16 protein-coding genes, 2 tRNA genes, 3 rRNA genes and 1 pseudogene are annotated in these 22,490 nt (G+C 61.4%); 7 read left to right on the top strand and 15 right to left on the bottom strand.

Annotated features, from left to right (window positions below; genetic code table 11):
• Positions 1-29 precede the first annotated feature (29 nt).
• The 3 genes from MacB4_RS09750 to MacB4_RS09740 are packed head-to-tail and all read left to right on the top strand — an operon-like array spanning position 30 to position 2,252.
• Positions 30-584, top strand: a complete 555-nt coding sequence (locus MacB4_RS09750; protein ID WP_206863636.1) for a hypothetical protein — start codon at positions 30-32, stop codon at positions 582-584.
• Between the two features lie 22 nt (positions 585-606).
• On the top strand, positions 607-1,230 hold the full coding sequence (locus MacB4_RS09745; protein ID WP_206863635.1) for a hypothetical protein: 624 nt from the start codon (positions 607-609) through the stop codon (positions 1,228-1,230).
• Positions 1,227-2,252 carry a methyltransferase domain-containing protein gene (locus tag MacB4_RS09740; RefSeq protein ID WP_206863634.1) on the top strand — a complete coding sequence of 342 codons (1,026 nt, stop codon included), beginning with the start codon at positions 1,227-1,229 and terminating at the stop codon, positions 2,250-2,252. The genes MacB4_RS09745 and MacB4_RS09740 overlap by 4 nt, the downstream gene beginning before the upstream one ends.
• A gap of 155 nt (positions 2,253-2,407) precedes the next feature.
• On the opposite strand, the gene rrf is transcribed toward MacB4_RS09740, so the two are convergent.
• From rrf to MacB4_RS09715, 5 genes are all read right to left on the bottom strand, one after another.
• Positions 2,408-2,523: ribosomal RNA gene (rrf, locus tag MacB4_RS09735) — 5S ribosomal RNA — on the bottom strand.
• A gap of 95 nt (positions 2,524-2,618) precedes the next feature.
• Positions 2,619-5,475, bottom strand: a 23S ribosomal RNA gene (locus tag MacB4_RS09730).
• A gap of 183 nt (positions 5,476-5,658) precedes the next feature.
• A tRNA-Ile gene (locus MacB4_RS09725) sits at positions 5,659-5,732 on the bottom strand.
• A 32-nt stretch (positions 5,733-5,764) separates the two neighbouring features.
• Positions 5,765-5,837: transfer RNA gene (locus MacB4_RS09720), tRNA-Ala, on the bottom strand.
• A gap of 197 nt (positions 5,838-6,034) precedes the next feature.
• Positions 6,035-7,565: ribosomal RNA gene (locus MacB4_RS09715) — 16S ribosomal RNA — on the bottom strand.
• Together the 16S, 23S and 5S rRNA genes with 2 tRNA genes alongside form the textbook arrangement of a ribosomal RNA operon.
• A gap of 6 nt (positions 7,566-7,571) precedes the next feature.
• Between MacB4_RS09715 and MacB4_RS09710 the strand changes: the two genes are divergently transcribed.
• Positions 7,572-7,913: a hypothetical protein gene (locus MacB4_RS09710; protein WP_206863633.1), complete on the top strand. Its 342-nt coding sequence runs from the start codon at positions 7,572-7,574 to the stop codon at positions 7,911-7,913.
• 7 nt (positions 7,914-7,920) lie between these two features.
• A complete protein-coding gene (locus tag MacB4_RS09705; protein WP_206863632.1) occupies positions 7,921-9,708 on the top strand; it encodes a glycosyltransferase family 39 protein in 1,788 nt (595 codons plus the stop codon).
• Positions 9,709-9,767: 59 nt separating this feature from the next.
• Here MacB4_RS09705 and nadB read toward each other — a convergent pair whose 3' ends face one another.
• The 6 genes and pseudogenes from nadB to MacB4_RS09675 all read right to left on the bottom strand — a co-directional run bounded on the left by nadB (position 9,768) and on the right by MacB4_RS09675 (position 15,180).
• Positions 9,768-11,381 (bottom strand): L-aspartate oxidase, encoded by a 1,614-nt coding sequence (nadB, locus tag MacB4_RS09700; RefSeq protein ID WP_206863631.1) that lies wholly within the window; start codon positions 11,379-11,381, stop codon positions 9,768-9,770.
• 26 nt (positions 11,382-11,407) lie between these two features.
• Positions 11,408-13,147 carry a membrane protein insertase YidC gene (gene yidC, locus MacB4_RS09695; RefSeq protein ID WP_206863630.1) on the bottom strand — a complete coding sequence of 580 codons (1,740 nt, stop codon included), beginning with the start codon at positions 13,145-13,147 and terminating at the stop codon, positions 11,408-11,410.
• 30 nt (positions 13,148-13,177) lie between these two features.
• Positions 13,178-13,558: a membrane protein insertion efficiency factor YidD gene (yidD, locus tag MacB4_RS09690; protein ID WP_206863629.1), complete on the bottom strand. Its 381-nt coding sequence runs from the start codon at positions 13,556-13,558 to the stop codon at positions 13,178-13,180.
• Entirely contained in the window at positions 13,555-13,914 is a 360-nt protein-coding gene (gene rnpA / locus MacB4_RS11400; protein WP_206863628.1) for a ribonuclease P protein component, read from the bottom strand. The genes yidD and rnpA overlap by 4 nt, the downstream gene beginning before the upstream one ends.
• 40 nt (positions 13,915-13,954) lie before the next feature.
• Positions 13,955-14,080: pseudogene (gene rpmH / locus MacB4_RS09680) on the bottom strand (50S ribosomal protein L34); the annotation flags it as partial.
• Positions 14,077-15,180 (bottom strand): polyprenyl synthetase family protein, encoded by a 1,104-nt coding sequence (locus MacB4_RS09675; protein ID WP_242529222.1) that lies wholly within the window; start codon positions 15,178-15,180, stop codon positions 14,077-14,079. The pseudogene rpmH and the gene MacB4_RS09675, both read right to left, overlap by 4 nt.
• Before the next feature lie 269 nt (positions 15,181-15,449).
• Here MacB4_RS09675 and MacB4_RS09670 point away from each other — a divergent pair, with 269 nt between their 5' ends.
• Positions 15,450-16,646, top strand: coding sequence for a hypothetical protein (locus tag MacB4_RS09670; protein ID WP_206863627.1), 1,197 nt, complete (start codon positions 15,450-15,452; stop codon positions 16,644-16,646).
• Between the two features lie 222 nt (positions 16,647-16,868).
• The gene (locus MacB4_RS09665; RefSeq protein WP_206863626.1) at positions 16,869-17,531 is read left to right on the top strand and encodes a MotA/TolQ/ExbB proton channel family protein; all 663 of its coding nucleotides are present in this window, start codon (positions 16,869-16,871) and stop codon (positions 17,529-17,531) included.
• Between the two features lie 29 nt (positions 17,532-17,560).
• On the opposite strand, the gene MacB4_RS09660 is transcribed toward MacB4_RS09665, so the two are convergent.
• The 4 genes from MacB4_RS09660 to MacB4_RS09645 form a co-directional block, all read right to left on the bottom strand.
• A complete protein-coding gene (locus tag MacB4_RS09660; RefSeq protein ID WP_206863625.1) occupies positions 17,561-18,670 on the bottom strand; it encodes an ABC transporter permease in 1,110 nt (369 codons plus the stop codon).
• 11 nt (positions 18,671-18,681) lie between these two features.
• On the bottom strand, positions 18,682-19,803 hold the full coding sequence (locus MacB4_RS09655) for an ABC transporter permease (protein WP_206863624.1): 1,122 nt from the start codon (positions 19,801-19,803) through the stop codon (positions 18,682-18,684).
• Complete coding sequence (locus MacB4_RS09650) at positions 19,800-21,488, bottom strand: ATP-binding cassette domain-containing protein (protein ID WP_370569360.1); 1,689 nt, start codon at positions 21,486-21,488, stop codon at positions 19,800-19,802. The genes MacB4_RS09655 and MacB4_RS09650 overlap by 4 nt, the downstream gene beginning before the upstream one ends.
• A gap of 77 nt (positions 21,489-21,565) precedes the next feature.
• Complete coding sequence (locus MacB4_RS09645) at positions 21,566-22,480, bottom strand: efflux RND transporter periplasmic adaptor subunit (protein WP_206863622.1); 915 nt, start codon at positions 22,478-22,480, stop codon at positions 21,566-21,568.
• Positions 22,481-22,490: the final 10 nt, after the last annotated feature.

Below are 22,490 nucleotides of genomic sequence, written 5' to 3'. Positions count from 1 at the left end.
AAGGCTCAACGGGGAGACGACAAGAACAAATGAGACCTCATCCACGAGCCACTCCCCGAAACCCACCGATTCGCCTAACCTACGTCCGCTCCCTTCTCGCGGCCAGCGGTGTCCTCCTCCTTGGTGCATGCACGCAGACGCGATATTATCCCTTCGTTGGCGCCAACGAACAGCAAGGGAAGGGCATTGCGGCCCGACGGATCGTCAACGGGATCGACGTCTGGAGCGACGGCACCCCTCCTCGCAAGTACGAGGTGATTGGGGTCGTCTACGACAGCCGAAGCGGCTTCTTCCGCGACTCGATCCTCAAGGATGTCACCAGAAAGGCAAAACAAATGGGCGGACAGGGCATCCTCGAATACCAAGGTTACGCAGCGACCTCGAGCGCCGGAGTGGCCGCGGTGAGCGGCGCATCGGGCAACATGGGTAACTCGTCCCAATTCGGCACGGGAATCGCTACGAGTGCCGCATACGGCGGGGCGGCCGCCGGAGGCCTCTCTTCGGCTGGAACCGGCCAATCCCGCTGGTGGGTGATCCGCTACCTGCCAAGAGGCGCAAAGTCGGGTACAATGAAAGCGAGATGACGACGATGCCTCTCAACTCCTTATGAAAGCCTTTCTGGCGTGGATCAGGGCTTCCGCCGGCCATGCTCTTTGTTTCCTCCCCTGCCTTGTCTTCCTGACCGCTTGCGCCAACACGACGTACATCCCTGTGGAGAATGGCACCAGGATGGTGGGGAAGGGAGCCGTTCTCCGCAAGGTGAACGGAATCGATCTCTGGAGTGACGGCCAGCCACCTCGCCCTTATCAGATCATCGGCGTCATTCACGATCGCCGAAGCGCGCTCCGCAAAGGAGATCTCCTCCAGGACGTCGCCAAGGCGGCCAAAAGGATGCATGGGGATGCGATCCTCACCTATCAAGACTACGGAGCCACCGCCGGTGGAGTAACCGCCGGCGCCGCCGCGGCCACCCAGAACGCCCTCATGCTCGGTGCCCTGGCCAGTGGCCCGGCCATTACGTTCGTCGGTCCCGCCGCAGCCGTCCTTTCGGCCACGCAAGGCGGGCAATCCCGCTGGTGGGTAGCAAAATACCTCCCCGAGAAGCCCAAGGCCTCCCTTTCCGGCGGCAAGCCCCGGTCTACGTCGGTTCCGAACCAAGCCACGACTCTCGCTGCCCCGCAGCCCCCCTCCGCCCAAGCCTCCAATGCTCCGAACGCCCAACAGCCGTGACCCCCGTTTCAATCGTGCTGCTGGCCGCCGGACTCGTCGCTGCGCTCTTTGCCGCCTATACCCTGTTCCATTGCCTACTCTTCCTTCTCGTCACTCACCTCAAGAGCGCCGAAGAGATCGGCCATGAGCTCAACGAGTTCGAACGGCGGCAGCTGGTCGAGTGGACACCCAGGCTCGACAACCTTCTCCAGCACGACGATCAGAATCGCACCTACGACGATGTCTTTCGTCTCTATCTCGGCGAGAACGAGAACTACTGCACCTGCGTCTTTCCTCCCACGATCTTCGCGCCTCCTTACCAGGCCGTCTACACCCTCCTGGAGCCGGAGCCCGGAATGCGCCTCCTGGACCTAGGATGCGGTTCGGGCGCGGCCGCCCGCTACCTTGCCGGTCGTTGCGCCATCGAAGTGCTCTGCGTCACCAACTCTCCTGTGCAAGCGGAGATCTGCCGACGGAAATCCAAGAGCTTCGAGGGGCGTGTAAAGGCGACCGTCGCCGACTTCGACGACCTGAGCCTCCCGGAATGCACCTTCGACGCCATCTACTCTTTGGAATCGATCGGGTATACGAAGGATCTGGATGCCTGGCTGGCGCGCTGCTGGCGACTGCTCAAGCCGGGAGGCCGACTCTTGATTCTCTCTCCCGGGTCCCTGGATGGTTGTCGCCGAGAGCAGGACTACCGAAACGTTACGGCGTTCTTTGAGAATTGGCACTACAACTTCTTCGGCGCCAATCTCCTTGTCCTCAAGATGCGCCAACTCGGGTTCGCCCCGATCCGCTACCGCCAACTCCCGTTTTGGGCCTGGGGCCTGACCTGGAGCTTCATCCGCCGCCTCCTGCTCTGGAAGTTTCGGCTCCGGATGCGCACAATGGTCCACCTGGAACGGATCATTTGGAGCACTTCGAAGGCATTCGTCTTCGGCAACGCGTACAATATCGTCCTCGCTCGCCGCCCCCTCGGCCCTTCTTCCTCACCCTCGATCGGGGATGCCCCTGCCACCCGCCGCCCCGAGGACGACTGACCGCCAGCGGTTCCCTACCGCCGATCCCTCCGCCTCCCGCCCAGCCTACCGGGCAGCCGGCTTCCCGACACCCGAACGCACCGCAGGCCAAGCCCGCCCGGTCGCTTCCCAAGCAAAAAGCCCCCCTTCCACTCCGAGGAGCGGAAGGGGGGCGAACCTGGCAATGACCTACTCTCGCACGCCCTACCGGCGCACTACCATCGGCGATGACGCGTTTCACTTCCGTGTTCGGGATGGGAACGGGTGGTTCCACGTCTCTACGATCACCAGGCCTCTGCCGGTCATTGCCGCTTCGCAGACGCCTGGCGACAGCCGTTCCCTGAAAACTACAGGCAAACAGAAGATTAGCCGCATAGCCCTGCCGCGACGAAAAGCCAATCAGGTAATTAGTACCGCTTCGCTGCACGCATTGCTGCGCTTCGACGTGCGGCCTATCAACGTGGTGGTCTACCACGACCTTGATGGGGAGACCTCATCTTGGGGAAGGCTTGGCGCTTAGATGCTTTCAGCGCTTATCCTTTCCGGACATAGCTACCCGGCGCTGCGTCTGACGACACAACCGGAACACCAGCGGTCCGTCACTCCCGGTCCTCTCGTACTAGGGAGTGAATCCCTCAAGTCTCCTGCGCCCACAGTGGATAAGGACCGAACTGTCTCACGACGTTCTGAACCCAGCTCGCGTACCGCTTTAACCGGCGAACAGCCGGACCCTTGGGACCTTCTCCAGCCCCAGGATGCGATGAGCCGACATCGAGGTGCCAAACCGGGCCGTCGATATGGACTCTTGGGCCCGATCAGCCTGTTATCCCCGGCGTACCTTTTGTCCGATGAGCGATGGCAATTCCACATTCTACCACCGGATCACTTGGTCCTACTTTCGTACCTGCTCGACCTGTCGGTCTCGCAGTCAAGCTCCCTTCTACCCATACGCTCGACGCACGATTGCCAACCGTGCTGAGGGAACCTTAGAACTCCTCCGTTACCTTTTAGGAGGAGACCGCCCCAGTCAAACTGACCCGCTGCCATTGTCCCAAGACCCGATTCAGGGTCCATGGTTAGAATCCCCACAATGGAAGTGTGGTGTCTCATTGGCGACTCCACCTTCCCCAAAAGGAAGGCTTCGCTGTCTCCCACTTACGCTGAGCATCCATAGCAAAGATCCAGTAACAGCTTACAGTAAAGGTGCACGGGGTCTTTCCGTCCTACTGCGGGTAGGCGGCATCTTCACCGCCACTACAACTTCGCTGAGCCTCTCTTTGAGACAGTCGTCAACTCGTTACACGATTCGTGCAGGTCGGAACTTACCCGACAAGGAATTTCGCTACCTTAGGACCGTTATAGTTACGGCCGACATTCGCTGGGACTTGGGTTCAGAGCTTCGCCTGGCCGAAGCCAAGCTGACCCCTTGCCGTAATCTTCCAGCATTGGTCACGTGTCACACCCTATACGTCGTCTTCGCGACTTGGCAGAGTGCTGTGTTTTTGTTAAACAGTCGGTTGACGCTGTTCACTGCGGCCCCTTACGGGGCGCCCCTTCTTCCGAAGTTACGGGGCTAACTTGCCGAGTTCCTTAAAGAGATTTAACTCACGCGCCTGAGTATACTCTACTCACCCACCTGTGTCGGTTTACGGTACGGGCGCCTTAGTCTACACGTGGGCTTTTCTTGGCACCGTCTTTGAAGGATCCCGTCAGGATTGCTCCTTTCGGTCCCCTTGCGGGACAAGGGCATTCATCACCTCGCCCTTCTCCGACGATGCGTCCCCCACGCTTAAATGTCGGCGGTGCTGGAATATTAACCAGCTCGACATCGCTTACGCCCATCGGCCTCAGCTTAGTTCCCGACTAACCCTGGGCGGACGAACCTTCCCCAGGAAACCTTGGGTTTACGGCGGATCGGATTTTCACCGATCTTATCGCTACTCATGTCTGCATCCTCACTTCCAAGCGCTCCACGGTCGGTTCCCCTTCCGCTTCACAGCACTTGGAACGCTCCCCTACCACTCCCTTCGATCGGAACCGAAGAAAATCCGCGGCTTCGGTATGCAGCTTATCGCCAATCATTTTCGGCGCCGGATCTCTCGGTGAGTCAGCTATTACGCACTGTTTAAATGGTGGCTGCCTCTAAGCCAACATCCTCACTGTCTTCGAAACCCAACATCCTTTTCACTTAGCTGCATTTGGGCACCTTAGCCGGCGATCTGGGTTGTTTCCCTCTCGACGATGAAGCTTATCCCTCACCGTCTTACTCCCGTGTTGCACCCTGCGGTATTCAGAGTTTGGTTAGATTCGGTACCCTGGTGTGGGCCCTAGTCCATCCAGTGCTTTACCCCCGCAGGTCAGCACACGAGGCTAGACCTAAATCTATTTCGGGGAGAACCAGCTATCAGGGGGTTTGATTAGTCTTTCGCTCCTACCCACAGTTCATCGGAGACGTTTTCAACCGTCACCCGTTCGGACCTTCATCACCGGTTAAAGTGACTTCATCCTGACCATGGGTAGATCACCTCCCCTTCGGGTCTACTACTTGCGGCTGACCGCCCTATTCGGACTCGCTTTCGCTTCGCCTCCGTCCCATCAGGACTTAGACTTGCCACAAACAGTAACTCGCAGACTCATTAAGCAAAAGGCACGCCATCACCCTTTCGGGCTCTGACACCTTGTAGGCACATGGTTTCAGATCTATTTCACTCCCCTCGCCGGGGTTCTTTTCACCTTTCCCTCGCGGTACTGGTTCACTATCGGTCGCTGACACGTATTTAGCCTTACGCCGTGGTCGGCGTAGCTTCACGCGAAGTTTCACGTGCATCGCGTTACTCAGGATACCACCGAGCGTTGCTTGGTTTTCGGTTACAGGCCTCTCACCTTCTTTGAGGCGACTTTCCATCCGCTTCACCTAACCGCACAACTACCCATTTGGTGGTCCTACAACCCCGGACGGCAAGCCGTCCGGTTTGGGCTGTTCCGCTTTCGCTCGCCACTACTTACGGAATCGCATTCGCTTTCTTTTCCTCCGCTTACTGAGATGTTTCACTTCGGCGGGTTTGCTCTTCCGGCCTATGCATTCAACCGGAAGCGGCGCGACATTACTCGCGTCGGGTTACCCCATTCGGAGATCCCCGGATCATAGCGTGCTTCCCGCTCCCCGAGGCTTATCGTAGGTAGCCACGTCCTTCGTCGCCGTTCAGCGCCAAGGCATCCACCATGCGCCCTTTGTAGCTTTTTCGTCGCCGTCTCTTTGGAGCGTCTGCGCTTACGCGCAGGTCTCTTCAAGACACCGGCAGAAGCTATAATGGCTTCTCTTCTGTTGCCTGCAGTTTTCAAAGAACGGCTTCGCCTCAATGGCAAGGGCATGAAGGCCAGCGCCCGTCATGAGCTCCCGCCTCCATGCCGCTGCCATCCCGATCGCTGGGCCTGACTGGGCTCGAACCAGTGACCCTGCGCTTATCAAGCGCATGCTCTAACCAACTGAGCTACAGGCCCCTGGGCAGTAACGAACGAAGGTTGCTGCACCCTGGAGGCAAGGGGATTCGAACCCCTGACCTACAGCGTGCAAAGCTGTCGCTCTACCAACTGAGCTATGCCCCCTTCCTACGGACGAGCATACCTGGCGCCATCAAGCGGCGGATGACTTCTCACGAAGCAGAATTGAATTGTGCGTGACGCCCATGGAACTCCTTGCGGAATCCCGCTTCCCTCTCGAGTTTCCTTTCGAGGGAAGTCGACCTAGTCCGGAAAGTCGTCGAACGGCTGATGCCCTTCTCCGACCCGGACCTACTCCTTAGAAAGGAGGTGATCCAGCCGCAGGTTCCCCTACGGCTACCTTGTTACGACTTCATCCCAATCACTAGTCACACCTTCGACGCTCAAAGGAACGGCTTCGGGTGCAGCCAGCTTTCAGGATGTGACGGGCGGTGTGTACAAGGCCCGGGAACGTATTCACGGCGCCGTAGCTGATGCGCCATTACTAGCGATTCCGGCTTCATGAAGGCGAGTTGCAGCCTTCAATCTGAACTGGGCTCGGTTTTGGGGATTTGCTACACCTCGCGGTCTTGCGTCCCTTTGTACCGAGCATTGTAGCACGTGTGCAGCCCTGGCCATAAGGGCCATCCTGACTTGACGTCGTCCCCACCTTCCTCCCCCTTGAAGGGGGCAGTCTGTCTAGAGAGCCTTTCGGCAACAGGACACAGGGGTTGCGCTCGTTGGGGGACTTAACCCAACATCTCACGACACGAGCTGACGACAGCCATGCAGCACCTGTGCAGCTCGCCCTTGCGGGCCATCCCGTTTCCGGGACTGAACGCTGCATGTCAAGGCCAGGTAAGGTTCTTCGCGTTGCATCGAATTAAGCCACATGCTCCACCGCTTGTGCGGGCCCCCGTCAATTTCTTTGAGTTTTAGCCTTGCGACCGTACTCCTCAGGCGGTGCGTTTAATGCGTTAGCTTCGGCACCGGCGGGGTCGAATCCGCCGACACCTAACGCACACCGTTTACGGCTAGGACTACCGGGGTATCTAATCCCGTTTGCTCCCCTAGCTTTCGTGTTTCAGAGTCAGGTTTCGTCCAGGAAGCCGCCTTCGCCACCGGTGTTCCTCTCGATATCTACGCATTTCACTGCTACACCGAGAGTTCCGCTTCCCCATCCGAACCTCTAGCCAGGCAGTTTCGAACGCAGTTCCTCCGTTAGGCAGAGGGATTTCACATTCGACTTTCCTAACCTCCTACACACCCTTTACGCCCAGTAAATCCGAGCAACGCTCGGGACCTCTGTATTACCGCGGCTGCTGGCACAGAGTTAGCCGTCCCTTCCTCTCCGCATACTATCAAGCTCTCCTGCTTATTCAGCAGGGGAGCCTTGTTCTGCGGTGACAGGAGTTTACAACCCGAAGGCCTTCCTCCTCCACGCGGCGTCGCTCCATCAGGCTTTCGCCCATTGTGAAAAATTCTCGACTGCTGCCACCCGTAGGTGTCTGGGCCGTGTCTCAGTCCCAGTGTGGCTGGCCATCCTCTCAGACCAGCTACCCGTCATAGCCTTGGTGGGCCTTTACCCCGCCAACTAGCTGATAGGACGCGGGCTCATTCAGAAGCGCGAGGCCCTTTCAGGTCCCCCGCTTTAATCTAGCTAGGCTAGACCACATGCGGAATTACCCCGGCTTTCGCCGGGCTATTCCCCACTTCGGAGTAGATTCCCACGCGTTACTCACCCGTTCGCCACTGAACTTGCCTCCTATTGCTAGAAGACAAGCTTCGTGCGACTTGCATGTCTTATCCACGCCGCCAGCGTTCGCTCTGAGCCAGAATCAAACTCTCCGTGATGAAGAGATGATGCTGACTTTCCCGGTCAAGCCGGGATTGCTATCCCGGCCTCCGTTACCGGAGTCCGGGCAGCGTCACAAAGCTCTTTGCGAAATTTGGGCGTCCCGCACAATTCAATTCTGTTTCGCTTTGGCGAAACCATTTTCAAAGATCGTCTTCCGCGCCTTTTCGCGCGGAGCCGCCGAATTTCCGGCGAAGGAGAACGAATATGCTGAAAGCCACTCCGATTGGCAAGCCATTTTCCTGAAAAATTCGCTTCCCGGGGGCGCTGGCTTCCTTCTTCGAGCTTTTCGCAATCAACATCTGCCCGGAGATTTGACAAGATCTCATCCGAACTCCATGGGATAGTCCCGTCGTGAGCGACTCCTTCGGCCCATTGCCCGGCGCCCGATCCTCGGTCGTTTTCCGTTCCGGGGACGAGCTTTTTTTGGCCCGGTGGCTTTCCCTGCTTCTCCCGCTCCTCGCGTTTTTGCTCTGCATTTCCGGCTCCGCTCTTCTTCCCCTGATCGACCGCGATGAGCCCCGCTTCGCCGAAGCCGCTCGGGAGATGGCCGAGCGCGGGGAATGGTGGGTGCCCTACTTCAACGGCGCTTATCGGCTCGACAAGCCTCCGCTGATTTACTGGCTCATGGGGATCAGCTTCCGCGCCTTCGGCGAGAACGAGCTCGGGGCTCGCATGCCATCGATCGCCCTCGACGCACTTCTCTGCCTCCTCCTTTTCCGGATCGGGAGATCCTTTTACGGGCTTCGCGGCGGAGTCGTGGCCGCCCTGTCGGCCTCCACTTGCCTTCAGGTCTTGATTCACGGTCGCCTTGCCGTTGCCGACATGCCGATGGTTGTAGCGACCACCCTGGCCCAATGGGCGATTCTTCGGCTTCTGGAGGGGGGGAAATCGTGCTGGTTTTGGACGCTCTGGATCTCCCTCGGGCTCGGCTTCCTTGCGAAGGGCCCGATCGCCTGGGCCGTGCCCCTGATGACCGTTGTTCTCTGGCGCCTCATTCTCTGGAGACAATCGGCTCCCTGGGGCCGACTCCATCTTTTCAAAGGCGCACTGGTCGCGACGGGGATCGTGGCTCTCTGGGGGATCCCCGCTCTGCTCTTGACGCACGGTGCCTTTTGGACTCAGGGGATGGGCGAGCATGTGCTCCGCCGAGGCGTGGAGGCCTTCGACGGCCGACCCCATTTCTGGGGCTACTACCTCGTTTCCTCTCTCGTGAGCCTTTTTCCCTGGTCAGCCTTTCTCGGCTGGATTCTGGTCTCGCTTCGGGAGCGCTACTCCTCCCGCTCCGCCTTCCTCGTCGCCTGGTTTTTCGCTCCCTTTCTCCTCTTCACCCCCTACGCGACCCAGCTCCCCCATTATCTTCTGCCCGGATTTCCCGCGTTCTTTCTTCTCTTAGGGCAAGCGGCGACAACGCCGACCCGATCTCGGCCGCTGCGCCTGACCATTTTCTGGTTCGTCTGGAGCATCGGGTTCCTTGGGGGCTGCCTTGCTCTCTTGGCGACGCTCACGCGCCCGTGGGAGCCGCGCTTGGCGGCGCTCCGGCTCGCCCTTTGGGCACTCGGCGGGATTTTCTTCTCCCTCTGCTTGCTGGCGCTCGCAGCAAAGGCGACCCTTTTCTCCGATGGCACGAGCTCGCCCAGGCCTCGGCCGTCCCGGCTTCTCCCCCTCGGTCTGGGCATCGTTTCCCCCTTCGCCCTCGCAGGGTGCTTCTGGCTGCTGGGAGCCAGCTTGCGAACGGTCGAGCCAGCGCTCGCCCTCCGCCCCCTATGGAAAAGCCTTCCGCAAGACACCGTTTTCCGGGCGAACGGCTATACGGAGCCGAGCCTGGTGTTCTATTCCGGGCGAAGATGGGTCATGGATGCGGAGGAGGAAGGGCCAGGCTCCTCCGCGAGCGAGAGGGCACCCTCGTTCTCCGTTCGCCTCCAGCGGGAACGAACCTTGCAGGATGCGTTCCGATGGCTCTTCTCCGGACGCCCGGCCCTGCGCGATTCCTCTCCCTTCTACGCCCCTCCCGCTCCATCCAACGGCGGCTGGCTCGGCGCAAGCCGAATCGAGGGTTTTGATTCGGCCCGCTTTTCCTGGGTCGACTTGGAAGTTCGCTCTCGCCCGGGTTCGGAGGGGATTCCACCGAAGCCGCAATGAATCCGACGAAACCGCCCCTCGGATTTTCCTCCGCGGGCTCGGAGCAAGAGGAAGCTCGCTCAGTCGATCGGAGCCTCGGAGAATCGAAGGATCGTATCCGCGGGGGGGCGCGTATCGTCGGGTCCGGGAAAATCGAGAATGTAGTGTAGCCCGCGGCTCTCCCGGCGCTCGAGCGCCGAGTCGACGATCAAGGATGCAACGAGGGCAAGATTCCGCAGGTCGATCAAGTCCGCATTGAGACGATAACTCCAGTAGTACTCCCGGATCTCCCTCGCCAGGTTCCGGAGGCGAACCCCGGCGCGACGTAGCCGCTTCCTGGTGCGGACGATTCCGACGTAATCCCACATGAGCTCGCGAATCTCCCGCCAATTGTGCGCCACGACGACGAGCTCGTCCGGATCGGCCGCCGATCCCTCATCCCACAGGGGAATGGTGACCTTCCGCGAAGGCGGCTTCCCGATGCTGCTCGCTCGGGCCGCGCGATAGGAGATGACGACCGCCTCCAGGAGGCTGTTGCTCGCCAGCCGATTGGCCCCGTGCAAGCCTGTGCATGCCACTTCCCCCGCCGCCCAGAGACCCGGTAGCTCCGTCCGCCCGTCGATGTCCGTGACCACCCCTCCACACTGGTAATGGGCCGCCGGCACGACAGGAATGAGATCCGCGGCCATGTCGATGCCGTAGCGAAGGCAGGCGGAGTAGATCGTTGGAAACCTCCCCAGAAGGAACTCCTTCCCCTTCTGACGGATATCGAGATAGACGCAGGGATGCCCGCTCCGCTTGATTTCCGCATCGATCGCACGCGCCACGATGTCCCGCGGCGCAAGCTCCCCCCGGGGATCGACATCGGGCAAAAATCGGTCTCCCTGGTGGTTCACGAGCAGAGCTCCCTCTCCTCGCAAGGCCTCGCTGATCAGGAAGCTCTTCGCCCGCGGGTGATAGAGGCAGGTGGGATGGAACTGAATGAACTCCATGTTGGCGACCGGCACCCCGGCCCGGAAGGCCATGGCCACCCCATCCCCGGTAGCCACATCCGGATTGGAGGTATAGAGGTAGACCTTTCCGCAGCCGCCCGTCGCAAGCAAGGTATGGTGAGCGCAGAAGACCTCGACCCTGCCCGAGGCACGGTCAAGCACATAACAGCCAACGCACCGGTTCTCGGAGGAATAGCCCAGCTTTCCGAGCGTGATCAGATCGACCGCCTGATGCTCCTCCAAGAGCTGAATTCGGGGATTGGCCGAAACCGCTTGCAGCAGGACCTGCTCGATTTCCTTGCCCGTGGCATCGTCCACGTGAAAGATCCGGCGGCGGCTATGGCCCCCCTCTTTCCCCAGATCCCAGATTTCGCCTTCCTCCCCTGGACGAGTGGCAAAGCGGACTCCCAATCGAGCCAAGTCCCGGATTCTGTCGGGCCCATCCTCGACGATCCTGCGGACAACCGCTTCCTTGCACAGTCCACCCCCGGCATTGAGCGTGTCTTGAATGTGCAGATCGAAGGTATCGGTCGCCGAGGCGACGCAAGCGACGCCGCCTTGCGCATGCAGGGTGTTCGACTCCCGCGCGGCGCCCTTGGTCAGAATTGCCACTGTCCCGGCCTTCGATGCCTCGAGCGCATAGAAGAGTCCCGCCAGCCCACTACCGATGACCAGGAAGTCGAATTGCTTCGGGGATTCCATGCGGTCCCCTGTGGTTCCCTACGCGCTCATTTCCGGAGCGAAATCCCCGATGCCTTCTGCTTCTTGACCCGATGGAGCGTCGGCACCGGCTTCCGCAGATTCCAATAGGTCTGTCCCATCGAAACGAGGTTATTCACCGTCCAGTAGAGCGGCAACGCTGCGGCGAAGTTGTAGAAGAAGACAAGGAAGAAGACGGGCATCCACTGCATCATGCGCGTCTGAGGATTCTCGGCGGGAGGCGAGCTCATCCGGGCGAGAATGATCTGCGTCCCCACCATGATGAGCGGCAAGGGGTTGATGTCCAGGCCGATGCCCGGCAGGGTCGCCACCGTGTCAGGCCGAGTCAGATCGTGGATCCACAAGAAGGATTGATGCCGCAGCTCCACCGCGCTTTGCAGCATCGTGTAGAAGCCGATGAAAATGGGCACCTGTACGACTACGGGCAGGCAGCCTCCGACCGGATTCACCCCGAACTCGCGGTAGAGCCTCATCGTCTCCGCCTGTATCTTGTCGGGCTGGTCCTTGTACTTGGCCTGCAGCTCCTTCATCCGGGGGCTGAGCGCCTGCATCTCCTTCATGTGCCGGTTCGCCGCCGATTGGAGCGGCCAGAAGACCGCCTTGATGCAGAGCGTGAAGACGATGATGACGACTCCGTAGTTCGGAAGAATCTGATGCAAGTGGACCATGCACCAGAGGAGGGGCTTCACGATCCAACCCCAGAAGCCGTAATCCATGATCCGGTCGGTCCCCGATCCCAGGTTCTTGAGCAGGCTATATTCCTTGGGTCCGGCAAAGACCGCAAACGTCGTCGCAAGCGAGGAGCCGGGCGGAAGAACGATGTCGGGAAAGGACGCCCAAGCTTTCAAGCCCGCGGGAGGCTGGCCCTTGCCTCCCCCGGGAAAGTCGAGCAGCGGTTCGCGAACGCAGACAAGACGGTCGGGAGGGAGAGTTCCTGGAGGAAGCAGGATCGTCGCATAGAACTGGCTTTTTACCGCAACCCAGCGCATGGGCTCCTTCGGGCTATCGATCAGCGAGCGAGGCCCCCTCCATTGCATGCCCAGGAAGCCCGCAGAGCCAAAGTCCGGAAGGCTGATTCGACCGAGCTTCCCTTGAACGGAAAGCCAGTTTGCCGCAACGCTGGCCGGAGGGTCCTGCCGATGGATCGGCTCGCCCAGTCCGACGCAGAGCTTCCATCGGGGAAGGGCGATCTCCCGAGTCGCCGGATTGGCCCACTGCTGCTCGAGCCGAACCTCATGCTCCCCACTCAGCCGATAGCGCCGCCGGAGCTCCACGCCGTTCGGGAGCGTTCGGGAGAAGACGACGTCCTTGCCTTCCCGGTCGCAGCGATACGCGGCCAAGGAGTCTCCCTCGTCCCCTATGGTCAAATTCAATATGGGTTCGCGGCCAAAGCGATTGAGCACGAGCATCTCCTCTCCATGAGCACGCTGGGTCTTGAGCTCGATCGAGCGGATGGCCCCTCCCCAGGACGTAAAGAGGACTTTGATCTCCGCATTTTCGAGCACCGCCGTCTCCTCCGGAGGGAGAGACCCCCGGCTCGACAACGGCTCTCCGGGCCCAATCTCCCCGACCCCTCCGTTCGCCCCCTCTCCCGACCCGGTCGTGGGCAGCTTGAGCCCCTCCACGGGTTCCGTCGCCTGCGTCGTTTTTGGCGCGTGGCGCGGCCCGTAGTGAGAGATCACATACCATTGCCACGCGAAGAGGCCGATCACGCACAAGATCAGCCCGAGCCATCCCTTTCGATCCATCGTCTCCTTTCCCGATCCGCCGAGTTTCCTCTAGCGGGCCTCTCGCGTCTCCCTCCCCATTCGCTCGGGCAGCTCAGAACCAGCCGCTGGCAGGGCAACAATGCGGTCGCCCTCCCGGGGCGCTGCCGGCAGAGCCTCCTCCGCTCCGGTGCCACACCTCTCCGTCCTGGGAAGCGTCCGCTCGCACCCGGGAACGGGATCCCACCCCGAGGTGCCCCACGGATGGCACCGGAGGATGCGACGGAGGCTGAGCAGAAGCCCAGCCCCGTAGCCGTGCCTCTCTACAGCCTGCCGGCAATATTCCGAACAGGTGGGCACGTGTCGACAACAGCCGTACAATCCGAACGTCTGTCGCAACGGGGTCAGCACCCCGCGATAGATCGCCAAGACCCAATGAATGCCTCGCTTCACCTTTCCCGAGCCCGTGCCGACAACCTCACCATTTTCTCTTTTAGTCGCCAGAAGTCGAGTGAAGCTGCGGATCGCCGGGCGATCCAACCATACACCCAAGGATCGTCGGCCTGACAGATCCAGCGCCGAAATGCCTCGCGCATTCGCCGTCGAACTCGATTCCGGACGACGGCATTGCCGATCTTCCGCGGCGTGGCGAAAAATGCGTCGCCTTCGAGCTCCGGATCTCGCGGCAGGACAAGCAGGAGTAGGGCAGCATCGTTCAGGCGTCTTCCCGACGCGAAGAAAAGGCGGATAGCGCGCCGCTTTCGGATCGTCTTCGTGGGAAGGAGATCGACCGGTATTCGGCTAGGCACCCGTGTGGCGGGCGAACTTGCGCTCTACACTCTTGGGAACAAGCCGATATCGGCCTTTTGCCCGGCGGCGCCGGAGCACGATTCGCCCGGTGCGTGAGCGGGTCCGTTCGAGAAACCCGTGCTGCCGCACGCGGCACCGTTTCGAAGGTTGATATGTTCGCTTCATTCGTTTTCCCTCACTTTCACTCGGTCCTCTCCGTCGGTTCCGCTCGGGAACGCGTCCGGAGCCCGATGCCCCGCCAACATCCCTTCGATCAGGCGGTCCACCTGGCTGCCGAGGAGATCCACGACCTCTTCCAGCGCTTGCTTGGAATCCCCCGGAGCGAGCGCCGCCAGCTCGTTTCGGGCACCGCGGAGGATTCCCTCCACCTTGCTCTGCGTCCTGGGCAAAACTCCGTTATCGGCGAGAAGCGGCAACAGATCCTCCCGGCTGGTAAAGCTTCCACGATGAAAGGCATCGATCAACTCGTTCCGCCAAGTCCCGTTCTTGGAGTCGAGCAGGTAGAGAATCGGCAGCGTCGGCTTTCCTCCTCCCCAATCGGTGCCCAAAGTCTTTCCCGTGACCTCTTCCTTTCCCAGGAGATCGAGGCAGTCATCGTAAATCTGATAGGCGATTCCGAGCGCCATGCCATAACGCCCCAAGGCACGGCTCGCATCGTCCGGCACCCCGTTGAGCCAGGCGCTGACTTCGCAGGGCATGCGGAAGAGCTCCCCGGTCTTCCGCTCGATGATCCGGAAGTAATCTTCCTCCCGAAGATCCCAATCGAACCGCCTCTGCGTCTGCAGGATCTCGCCAGAGCAGACGGTGCAGACCGCGGTCGCTACCCGCTCCACCGAACCTTCCGGCAGCCTGGCGCAAATCCGGAGGGCGTGTGCGAAGAGCGTGTCGCCCAACAAGACCGACACCTCGTTCCCCCATCGCGAGGTCGCCGTTGGCTCTCCTCGCCGGATGAGGGCTCCGTCGAGGATGTCATCATGAACCAGCGTCGCCACGTGAATCATCTCGACAACCACGGCCAAGGCGATGTGATCGGCCCGCACGCCGCCGCTCACACCCGCAGCGAGCACGACCAAGAGAGGGCGCAGGCGCTTTCCTCGGCTCGCAAGGAGGGAGTGAAAGTGCGGACGGATCCAAGGGTCCATCTCTTCCGCCTGGCGCGCGACCTCCCGGTCGATCTGCTCGAGCGTCTCCTGGAACGCCGCAACGACGCCCAGCCGATCCGCCACATGCTCCTGCCACTTCTGGTCGCTCAGCTTCAAAATCATCTCCGTACCCCGGCGGGGATCCTTCCTCGCATCTGAAAAGCGCCGATCACCATACGCATCCGATTTTTCTTCTGTCAAACCAGGAGGAGCGGCTTGTTACTTCCGCACGAGGCGCCCGAGGGAAAAATTTACGCTAATCCCCCTCCTTGGAAAGCGCTCTTTGCCGGCGAGCTTCGATGCGGTACGATGCGCCCGGTCCGGTAGCCCAAGCCGCGAGAAGACCCTCTTATCGTAGGCAAGCGGGAGCCCGGATGGTATAGTGTCGCTCGATGCGGACAAAGACGCGATCTCGAATCGGCGGGTTCCTGATCCTCTCCCTGCTCTTGCATCTTCTATTGACCTTTCTCTTCACCTCGGGCATCAAGCTCCGGCTCTTCCCCTCGTCCCCTCCCCCGAGCCCCCCTCCCCCCAGCCTGACCATGCTCCAAATGGTCTCGCCCGACACGTTCATGCCCACCGAGGAGTGGCAAAAGAGCGACAAGGTCGACCCGCGAACTCCGTTGCAGTCGGAACGGAACACGGCTCTGCGCAGCGAGCAGTCCAACACGCAGAAGGATTCGCCCATCCCTCAGATGAAGGGACACCCGCGCGCCTCGATGACCTACCAGGACCAGCCGGGGAGCCGTCCGTCGCCACCCCATCCTTCCGGCCCGTCACGTCCTACCCGCCCGAGCCCGCAAAGCCAGCCATCGCCGCAGTCTCCCCCATCAAAGCCCACTCCGGTTCAGAAGCCCACGGAGCAGCCGAAGGCCGCGACCGAGAAGCCGACGGAGAAGCCAAGGCAGGAAGAGAAAAAGATCGTCAAGGAGGAAGCGGAGGCCCCGAAAGTCGCCGACCCCCGCCGACCCGACGTTTTCCCGCGGGATCTCCCGGACGCCAAGCCGCTCCTCCCGCTTTCTCCCGAGAAGCCGAAAAAGCCCGATGAGGCCGCAAGCCAAAAGCAAGGGGAGAAGCTCGCCGAGGAGTCCTCCCAGCCCGAAGCCAAGCGTCCGCGCACCCAGGATCCGAACCAGGAGAGTCAGCAGCGACCCGAGCAGAAGCCCGAGCCCGAAGCCACCCCCCCTCCCGCTCCGCCGCCCTCCCCGGCCTCCCTGCCGAGGCACCGGATGCAGCTCGCCGGCGGGCGCACCGCCGAGATCGGGCCCGCCTCTCCCGCCACCCGGGAAACAGAGCTCGGCCGCTACAAGGCCCGGATGTACCGCGCCATCGGCTCGCGCTGGTATCTGGAAGTCGAGCAGAACATGGCCCTGCTCGCCCTCGGAGCGGTCCAGGTGCGCTTCTATGTCCAGGCTGACGGCACCATCCGCAACCTGCAGATCGTCTCCGAGGATGGACGCACCGAGGTGCTTCGGACGATCTCGAGCGATTCGGTCCGGCTTTCCGCCCCCTTCGAACCCTTTTCCGAAGGCATGAAAACCCAACTGGGAGGGGGATTCTGGGAGGAGATCACCTTTACGATCTACTAGCCCCATGGCTTCCGCGGCATTGTTCTTCGGCACGCCACGGGGAGTCGTCCGACCCCGCGAAAGCTTGTGATTTTCGGCTAGCCTCCGGGCATGGAGCATGCTACATGGGTTGCGGCAGCAGTCTTGCCGGCTTGCAACCGCATGGTTGCGGGCACACTTCCCCGGAAGCGTGCCCTCCTGCCCGAGACGGGCGCAAGACGAATTCCACCATGAGGTAAGAGAATGCTCTATTACGCGGACATCTCTGACGTGTTCGGCTCCATCGGCCGCTTTATCGACGCCGCCGGCATCTTCATCTATCCGGTCGTCCTCTGCTCGATCATCGGCTTGGCGGTGATCCTGGAACGAGGCTTTGCCCTTCGTCGCGCGCGGATCATCCCCTCTCCACTCGCCCGGGCCATTCAGGAGCTCGGTTGGGGAGAGAGTCCCGAGCGCGTGGAAAAGCTCTGCCAGAACGAGAAGACCGTGCTCAGCCGCTTATCGCGCTCCTGCCTGCAAAACATCACCTGGTCGAAGTTCGAGAACACCGAGGCCCTCCAGGTAAAGGCACGCGCGGAGATCGCCCAACTGGAACGGGGACTCGTCATCCTGGAGATCATCACTGGCATTGGACCTCTACTCGGCCTCTTGGGAACGCTCTCGGGATTGATCACGATCTTCGGTAACGTGGGGAGCCACGGAATCGCCACGCAGGGAGCGGCGATCGCCCACGGGATCTCGGAGGCACTGCACACCACATTAGCGGGTCTAGCGATCGCAGTCCCCTGCCTGGTCGCGCACAGCATCTACACCCGTCGGGTGGAAGCCTTCGGCGTCGAGCTCGAGAATCTCTGCTCCGATCTGCTCGCCAAGATCTACACCGAGGCCCCGGCGCCGGAATATTAATTATCCCTATCGAGCGGACCGGCTGGACCCTATCCGACCCTCCGGCGAAAGACCCACCAGGCTCCGAGCAGCGTAGCCAGGGCGATCAGCGCCATCGGGATATACTCGGTCCAGACTTCGGCGAAGCCGGCCCCCTCCAGGAAGACGCGCCGGACGACGACCAGAGCGTACCGCAACGGGTTGAGAAGGGTGAGCCACTGCACGACCTCGGGCATGTTTCGGATCGGCGTCGAGAAGCCGGAAAGCACGATCGCCGGGCTGAGGAAGAAAAAGCTGCCGAGAAGAGCCTGCTGCTGCGTCATCGACAGAGAGGAGATCGTCAGGCCCACGCCGATCGTCGCCAGGCTGTAGAAGGCCAAGCCGACGTAAAGGGCCAAAAGATTCCCGACAAAGGGAATCCGAAACCAGAGGATTGCGGCCAGGAAGATCAAAGTCACCTCCCCCATGGCCACGAAGAGGCCGGGCACCACCTTGCCCACGACGATCTCCCACGACCTCATGGGAGTCACCAGGAGCTGATCGAGGGTCCCCGCCTCGCGTTCGCGGGCGACGGAAAGGCCGACGCTCATGATCGACACCACCAGTGTCAGGGTTGCCAGCAGCCCCGGAACGATGAACCAACGGGATTCCAGGTTCGGATTGAACCAGGAGCGTGGCTGAAGGACGGCGGGAGGCGGCTTGATCCCGTGTAAGGGGAGCCAGCTCGCGTTAAAATCCAGAACGATCTGGTTGACGTAACCGAGCAGGATTCCGGCGGTATTCGAGTTTCTGCCGTCAACGATCGCCTGCAGCCGAGCGGGAGGAGCGGTGAAGAGATCCCGGCTGAAATTCCTCCCGACGTGAAGCACCAGCAGCGCCTGCTTCCGGTCGATCACCTTGGCGAGCTCCTCATCCGAATGAATGCGCCCGGTGCAGCGGAAGACGCGAGAACCCTCGAAGCGGGCGAGCAGGTCGCGCGAGGCACCGCTATTTTCCTCGTCGTAGACCGCGTAGGCGACACGGTTGACGTCAAAGGTGGCGGCGTAACCGAAGATGATCAGCTGAATCAGCGGGGGCCCGATCACCACGAACCGGCTCCGCTTGTCTTGAAAGAGCGCCAGGAGCTCCTTGACGATCAGCCCGAAGATTCGCTGAACCATGCTTCCTCTTTCTATTCCAAGCTTCGCCGCGACATCCGCCAGGCAATTCCGAGGAAGAAAGCCGCCATCAGGACGAGAGCGACCAGGTTCGGCAGAAGGACACTCCAGACATCTCCCGCGAGGAAAACCGTCTGGAGCAAGGCAACGAAGTAGCGGGCGGCAAAGAGATAGGTGAAAGCCCGAATCGGCCCGGGCATCGAACCGATGTCGAAGATGAAGCCAGAGAGGATGAAGGCGGGAAGAAAGGTGGAAACGACCGCGACCATGCTCGCCAGGAAGGTGCTCCGGAACGCAGTGGAGATCAGCAGGCCCATCCCGAGAGAAGAGAGAAGGAAAAGCGAGGCCGCCAGGAAAAGGACCCACGGCGAGCCGACGAGGGGCGCGCCAAAGAGGCCGACCGCGATGACCACGCAAGCCGCCATCCCGCCCATCCCGAGGACAAAGTAGGGGCCAATCTTGCTCCAGAGGATCTCCGCCACCGAGACCGGCGTAGAGAGAAGGGCTTCCATCGTCCCCCTCTCCCACTCCCGGGCAATGACCAGCGCGGTCAAGAGCGCTCCAACCAGGGTCATGTTGATCACGATGACACCCGGTGCCAGGTAGTGGCGGCTTTCGAGCGCGGGATTGAACCAGACCCGCGCCTCGACATCGACGGGCGTGAGGATGGGTTGTCCGGAGGTCTTCGTCTCCCATTCGAGCCACTGGCTCCAGACGCCTTGGAAATATCCTTCCAGCAGCCGGGCCGTATTGGCATCGACTCCGTTGACAATCAGGGAAAGCGGGGCGTTGCCCTCGCGCAGTCCTCGCCGGGTGAAATCCCCCCAAAGCCAGAGAATCGCATCCACCTCTCTCTGACGCAGCGCATCTTCCCCTTCTCCAATGCTCCCATAAGGATGGGGCGAGAAGTAGCGCGACTGCTCGAGCCCTCCCGTGAAGCTCGCCGTCAGCGGGTTGGGCTTTTCGACGACGACACCGATGGGCAGGCGCTGAGCGTCCAGGGAAATCCCGTAGCCGAAGACCAAGAGCAGGATCGCGGGCAGAAGCACGCCGATCCCGATGCTCGCCGGATCCCTCCCAATCTGAATCCACTCCTTCCGCCAGAGGGCGAGAAAGCGGGAAACCCGGGGGCTCATCTCTCCTCCCTGCTCCTTTCGATGAGCCGGATGAAAGCCTCTTCCATGGAAGGCTCCGGCCTCTCCTCCGTCCGGAACGGCTCCTTGATCTGGTCCGGGGAACCTTCCGCCAGAATCCTCCCTTCGGCGATGATGATCAGCCGATCACAGAACTCCGCCTCTTCGAGATGATGCGTCGTCACCAGCACCGTCACCCCCCGCTGCGCCATCTCCCCGATCCGAAGCCAGAGCTCTTCTCGAGCAAAGGGATCCATTCCCGAAGTCGGCTCATCCAGGAAGAGGATCTCCGGCTCGTGCAGGAGCGCGCAAGCGAGAGCGAGCCTCTGCTGGAAGCCCAGCGGAAGCGATTCTGCATTCGCATTGCGGTAGGAATCGAGCTGGAACTCCGTTTCCGCCCACCCGATCCGCTCCCGTTGGCGCTGCGGCGAAAGACCATAGGCCCTGGCGAAAAATCGCATGTTCTGCCGCACCGTCAGAGCGCCGTAGAGGGAGAACTTTTGCGCCACATAGCCGATCCGGGCCCGCGCGGAAGGAGCACCGGTCCGCAGATCGACTCCCGCCACCCGCGCCAAGCCGGAAGAAGGGGGGAGCAGGCCGCAGAGCATCCGAAAGGTCGTCGATTTTCCGGCACCATTGGGTCCGAGAAGCCCGAAGACCTCCCCCGCTCGGACACGAAAGCCAATCTTCTTGACGGCCTCGAAGCGTCCAAAGAACCGGGAAAGATCCTGCACGACGATCCTGTCCTCACCGATCCGATCGCTCGTGTCGACGGTCGCGGCGCCCTGAGCCTTTGCTTCCCCCCGGCCCTCTCCCGCCTCATCGAGGGAGGTCAGGAACGCATCCGAAAACCGGGGAGAGACCGGCTCCTCGTGGCACCCCTCCAAGAGGCCTTCGGCCAGCAGTTCCGCAATCGGCCTTCCTTCCACCTTCACCAATACGCGCACGCCTTTCCCCTCGATCGAGGCGCTCAGGATTCCCGGGAGCCGCGCGAGCCGGGAATGCAGAGGGCGGGGAGAAAGCGCGTCCGACCAGACAACGAACGTCCTTCCCGCCGCCCGGGTGGCGATCTCCGCGGGATCGCCCGCGCTCAAGAGCTTTCCTTTGGAGAGGAGAATGACCCGCTGGCAGCGCTCGGCCTCCTCGAGATAAGAAGTGCTCACGAAGATCGAGAGGCCCTTCTCGTCTCGCAACCGGAAGAGGATGGCCCAGAGCTCGCGCCGCGAAAGCGGGTCGACCCCCACAGTCGGCTCATCCAAAAGAAGAAGACGCGGGCTCCCCACGAGCGTGCAGACAAGCCCCAGCTTCTGCTTCATGCCTCCGGAAAGATTACCGGCCAACCGATCGGTGAAGGGAGCCAAGCCCGCCATGTGCAGAAGCTCCGCAAACCGAGCCGCACGGTCCGGCTTCGGAGCCCCCTGCAAATCCGCGTAAAGGTTGAGATTCTCCGAAACGCTCAGATCCTCGTAGAGGCCAAAGCGCTGCGGCATATAGCCAAGCTGCGCGGCGAGCTCCTGCGGCTGCCGGGTCGCATCCAATCCCAGGACCGTGACTCGCCCCTCGTCCGGCCGGAGAAGGCCCGTGACGATGCGCAGAAGGGTGGTCTTTCCAGCCCCGTCCGGGCCGACCAGTCCCGTGATCTGCCCGGAAGCAATCTCGATCGAGACCCGATCGAGAGCGGGTACCACCTTCTCCCCTTTCCCAAAGCTCTTGGAAATCCCCTCGACGGATACGCAGGGTAAGCCGCTCGATCTCCCAACGGTATTCATTCCAAGCCGCAGGGAGGGGGAGGCGGTGGATAGGGCTGATTTCTCCGGATCTTCACGGTCGTCGGCATTCCCAGCCGAAGTCGGTAATCCGGGTTGCAGGCATAGACCCGCACCTCGTAGACGAGCCTCGTCCGCAGCTGAGGGGTTTCGACGTTCTTGGGCGTAAACTCCGCCGTCGGCGAAATATACCCGATCCACCCGGGAAATGCCCGTCCCGGGTAGCTATCGGTATAGATCTCCGCCCGCATCCCGGGGAAGATCTTGCCAAGATCGGGCTCCGGGACGTAGATGCGGGCCCAGACCGGATTGTCGAGGGCGACCGTAAAGACCGGAGCCTGAGGCGTGATCATATCCCCGGGCTCCAGGATCCGTACTTCGATCACCCCGTCCTTGGGCGCCACAAGCCTCCCGTCATGCAGCTGCCTCCGGGCCAGGACAAGTGCGGCTTCGTCGGCCTTGAGCCGGTCCCGCGCCTCCTTCACGGCGGCAATCGCGTTGTCCCGGTCCTGGAGCGATACATAGAGATCCTTGGCCAGCGCCTCCGTCCGCCGATAGGTAATGTCGGCATTCTCAAGCGCCGCCTGATCGACCCGTACGGTCGCCTCGGCCTTGCGCACCGCATCGTCCAGGCGCGAGATGTCCAGCTCCGCCAGCACCTGCCCCTTCTTGATCCGGTCTCCCTCCTGAACGAACATCCGCTCGATTCGGCCCTCATCATAGAAGGCGAGCTGGATCTCGCGAATGTCGATGTTCCCGTAGAAGGTGAGCCACTCCTTGCCCTCCCGCTCCGCGCGGAGCCAGAGGAAGAGGCCGGCGGCAGCCGCCAGGAGGACGACACCGACCAGAGCCAGCCCAAGCACTCGTTTTCGGCTCGGGGCCTCCGCCTTTTCCTTTACTGGATTCTCCGCCATCCCATACCCC

Source organism: Methylacidimicrobium sp. B4, from assembly GCF_017310545.1.
Taxonomy (GTDB): domain Bacteria; phylum Verrucomicrobiota; class Verrucomicrobiia; order Methylacidiphilales; family Methylacidiphilaceae; genus Methylacidimicrobium.
This window is presented reverse-complemented; position numbering and strand designations above follow the sequence as displayed.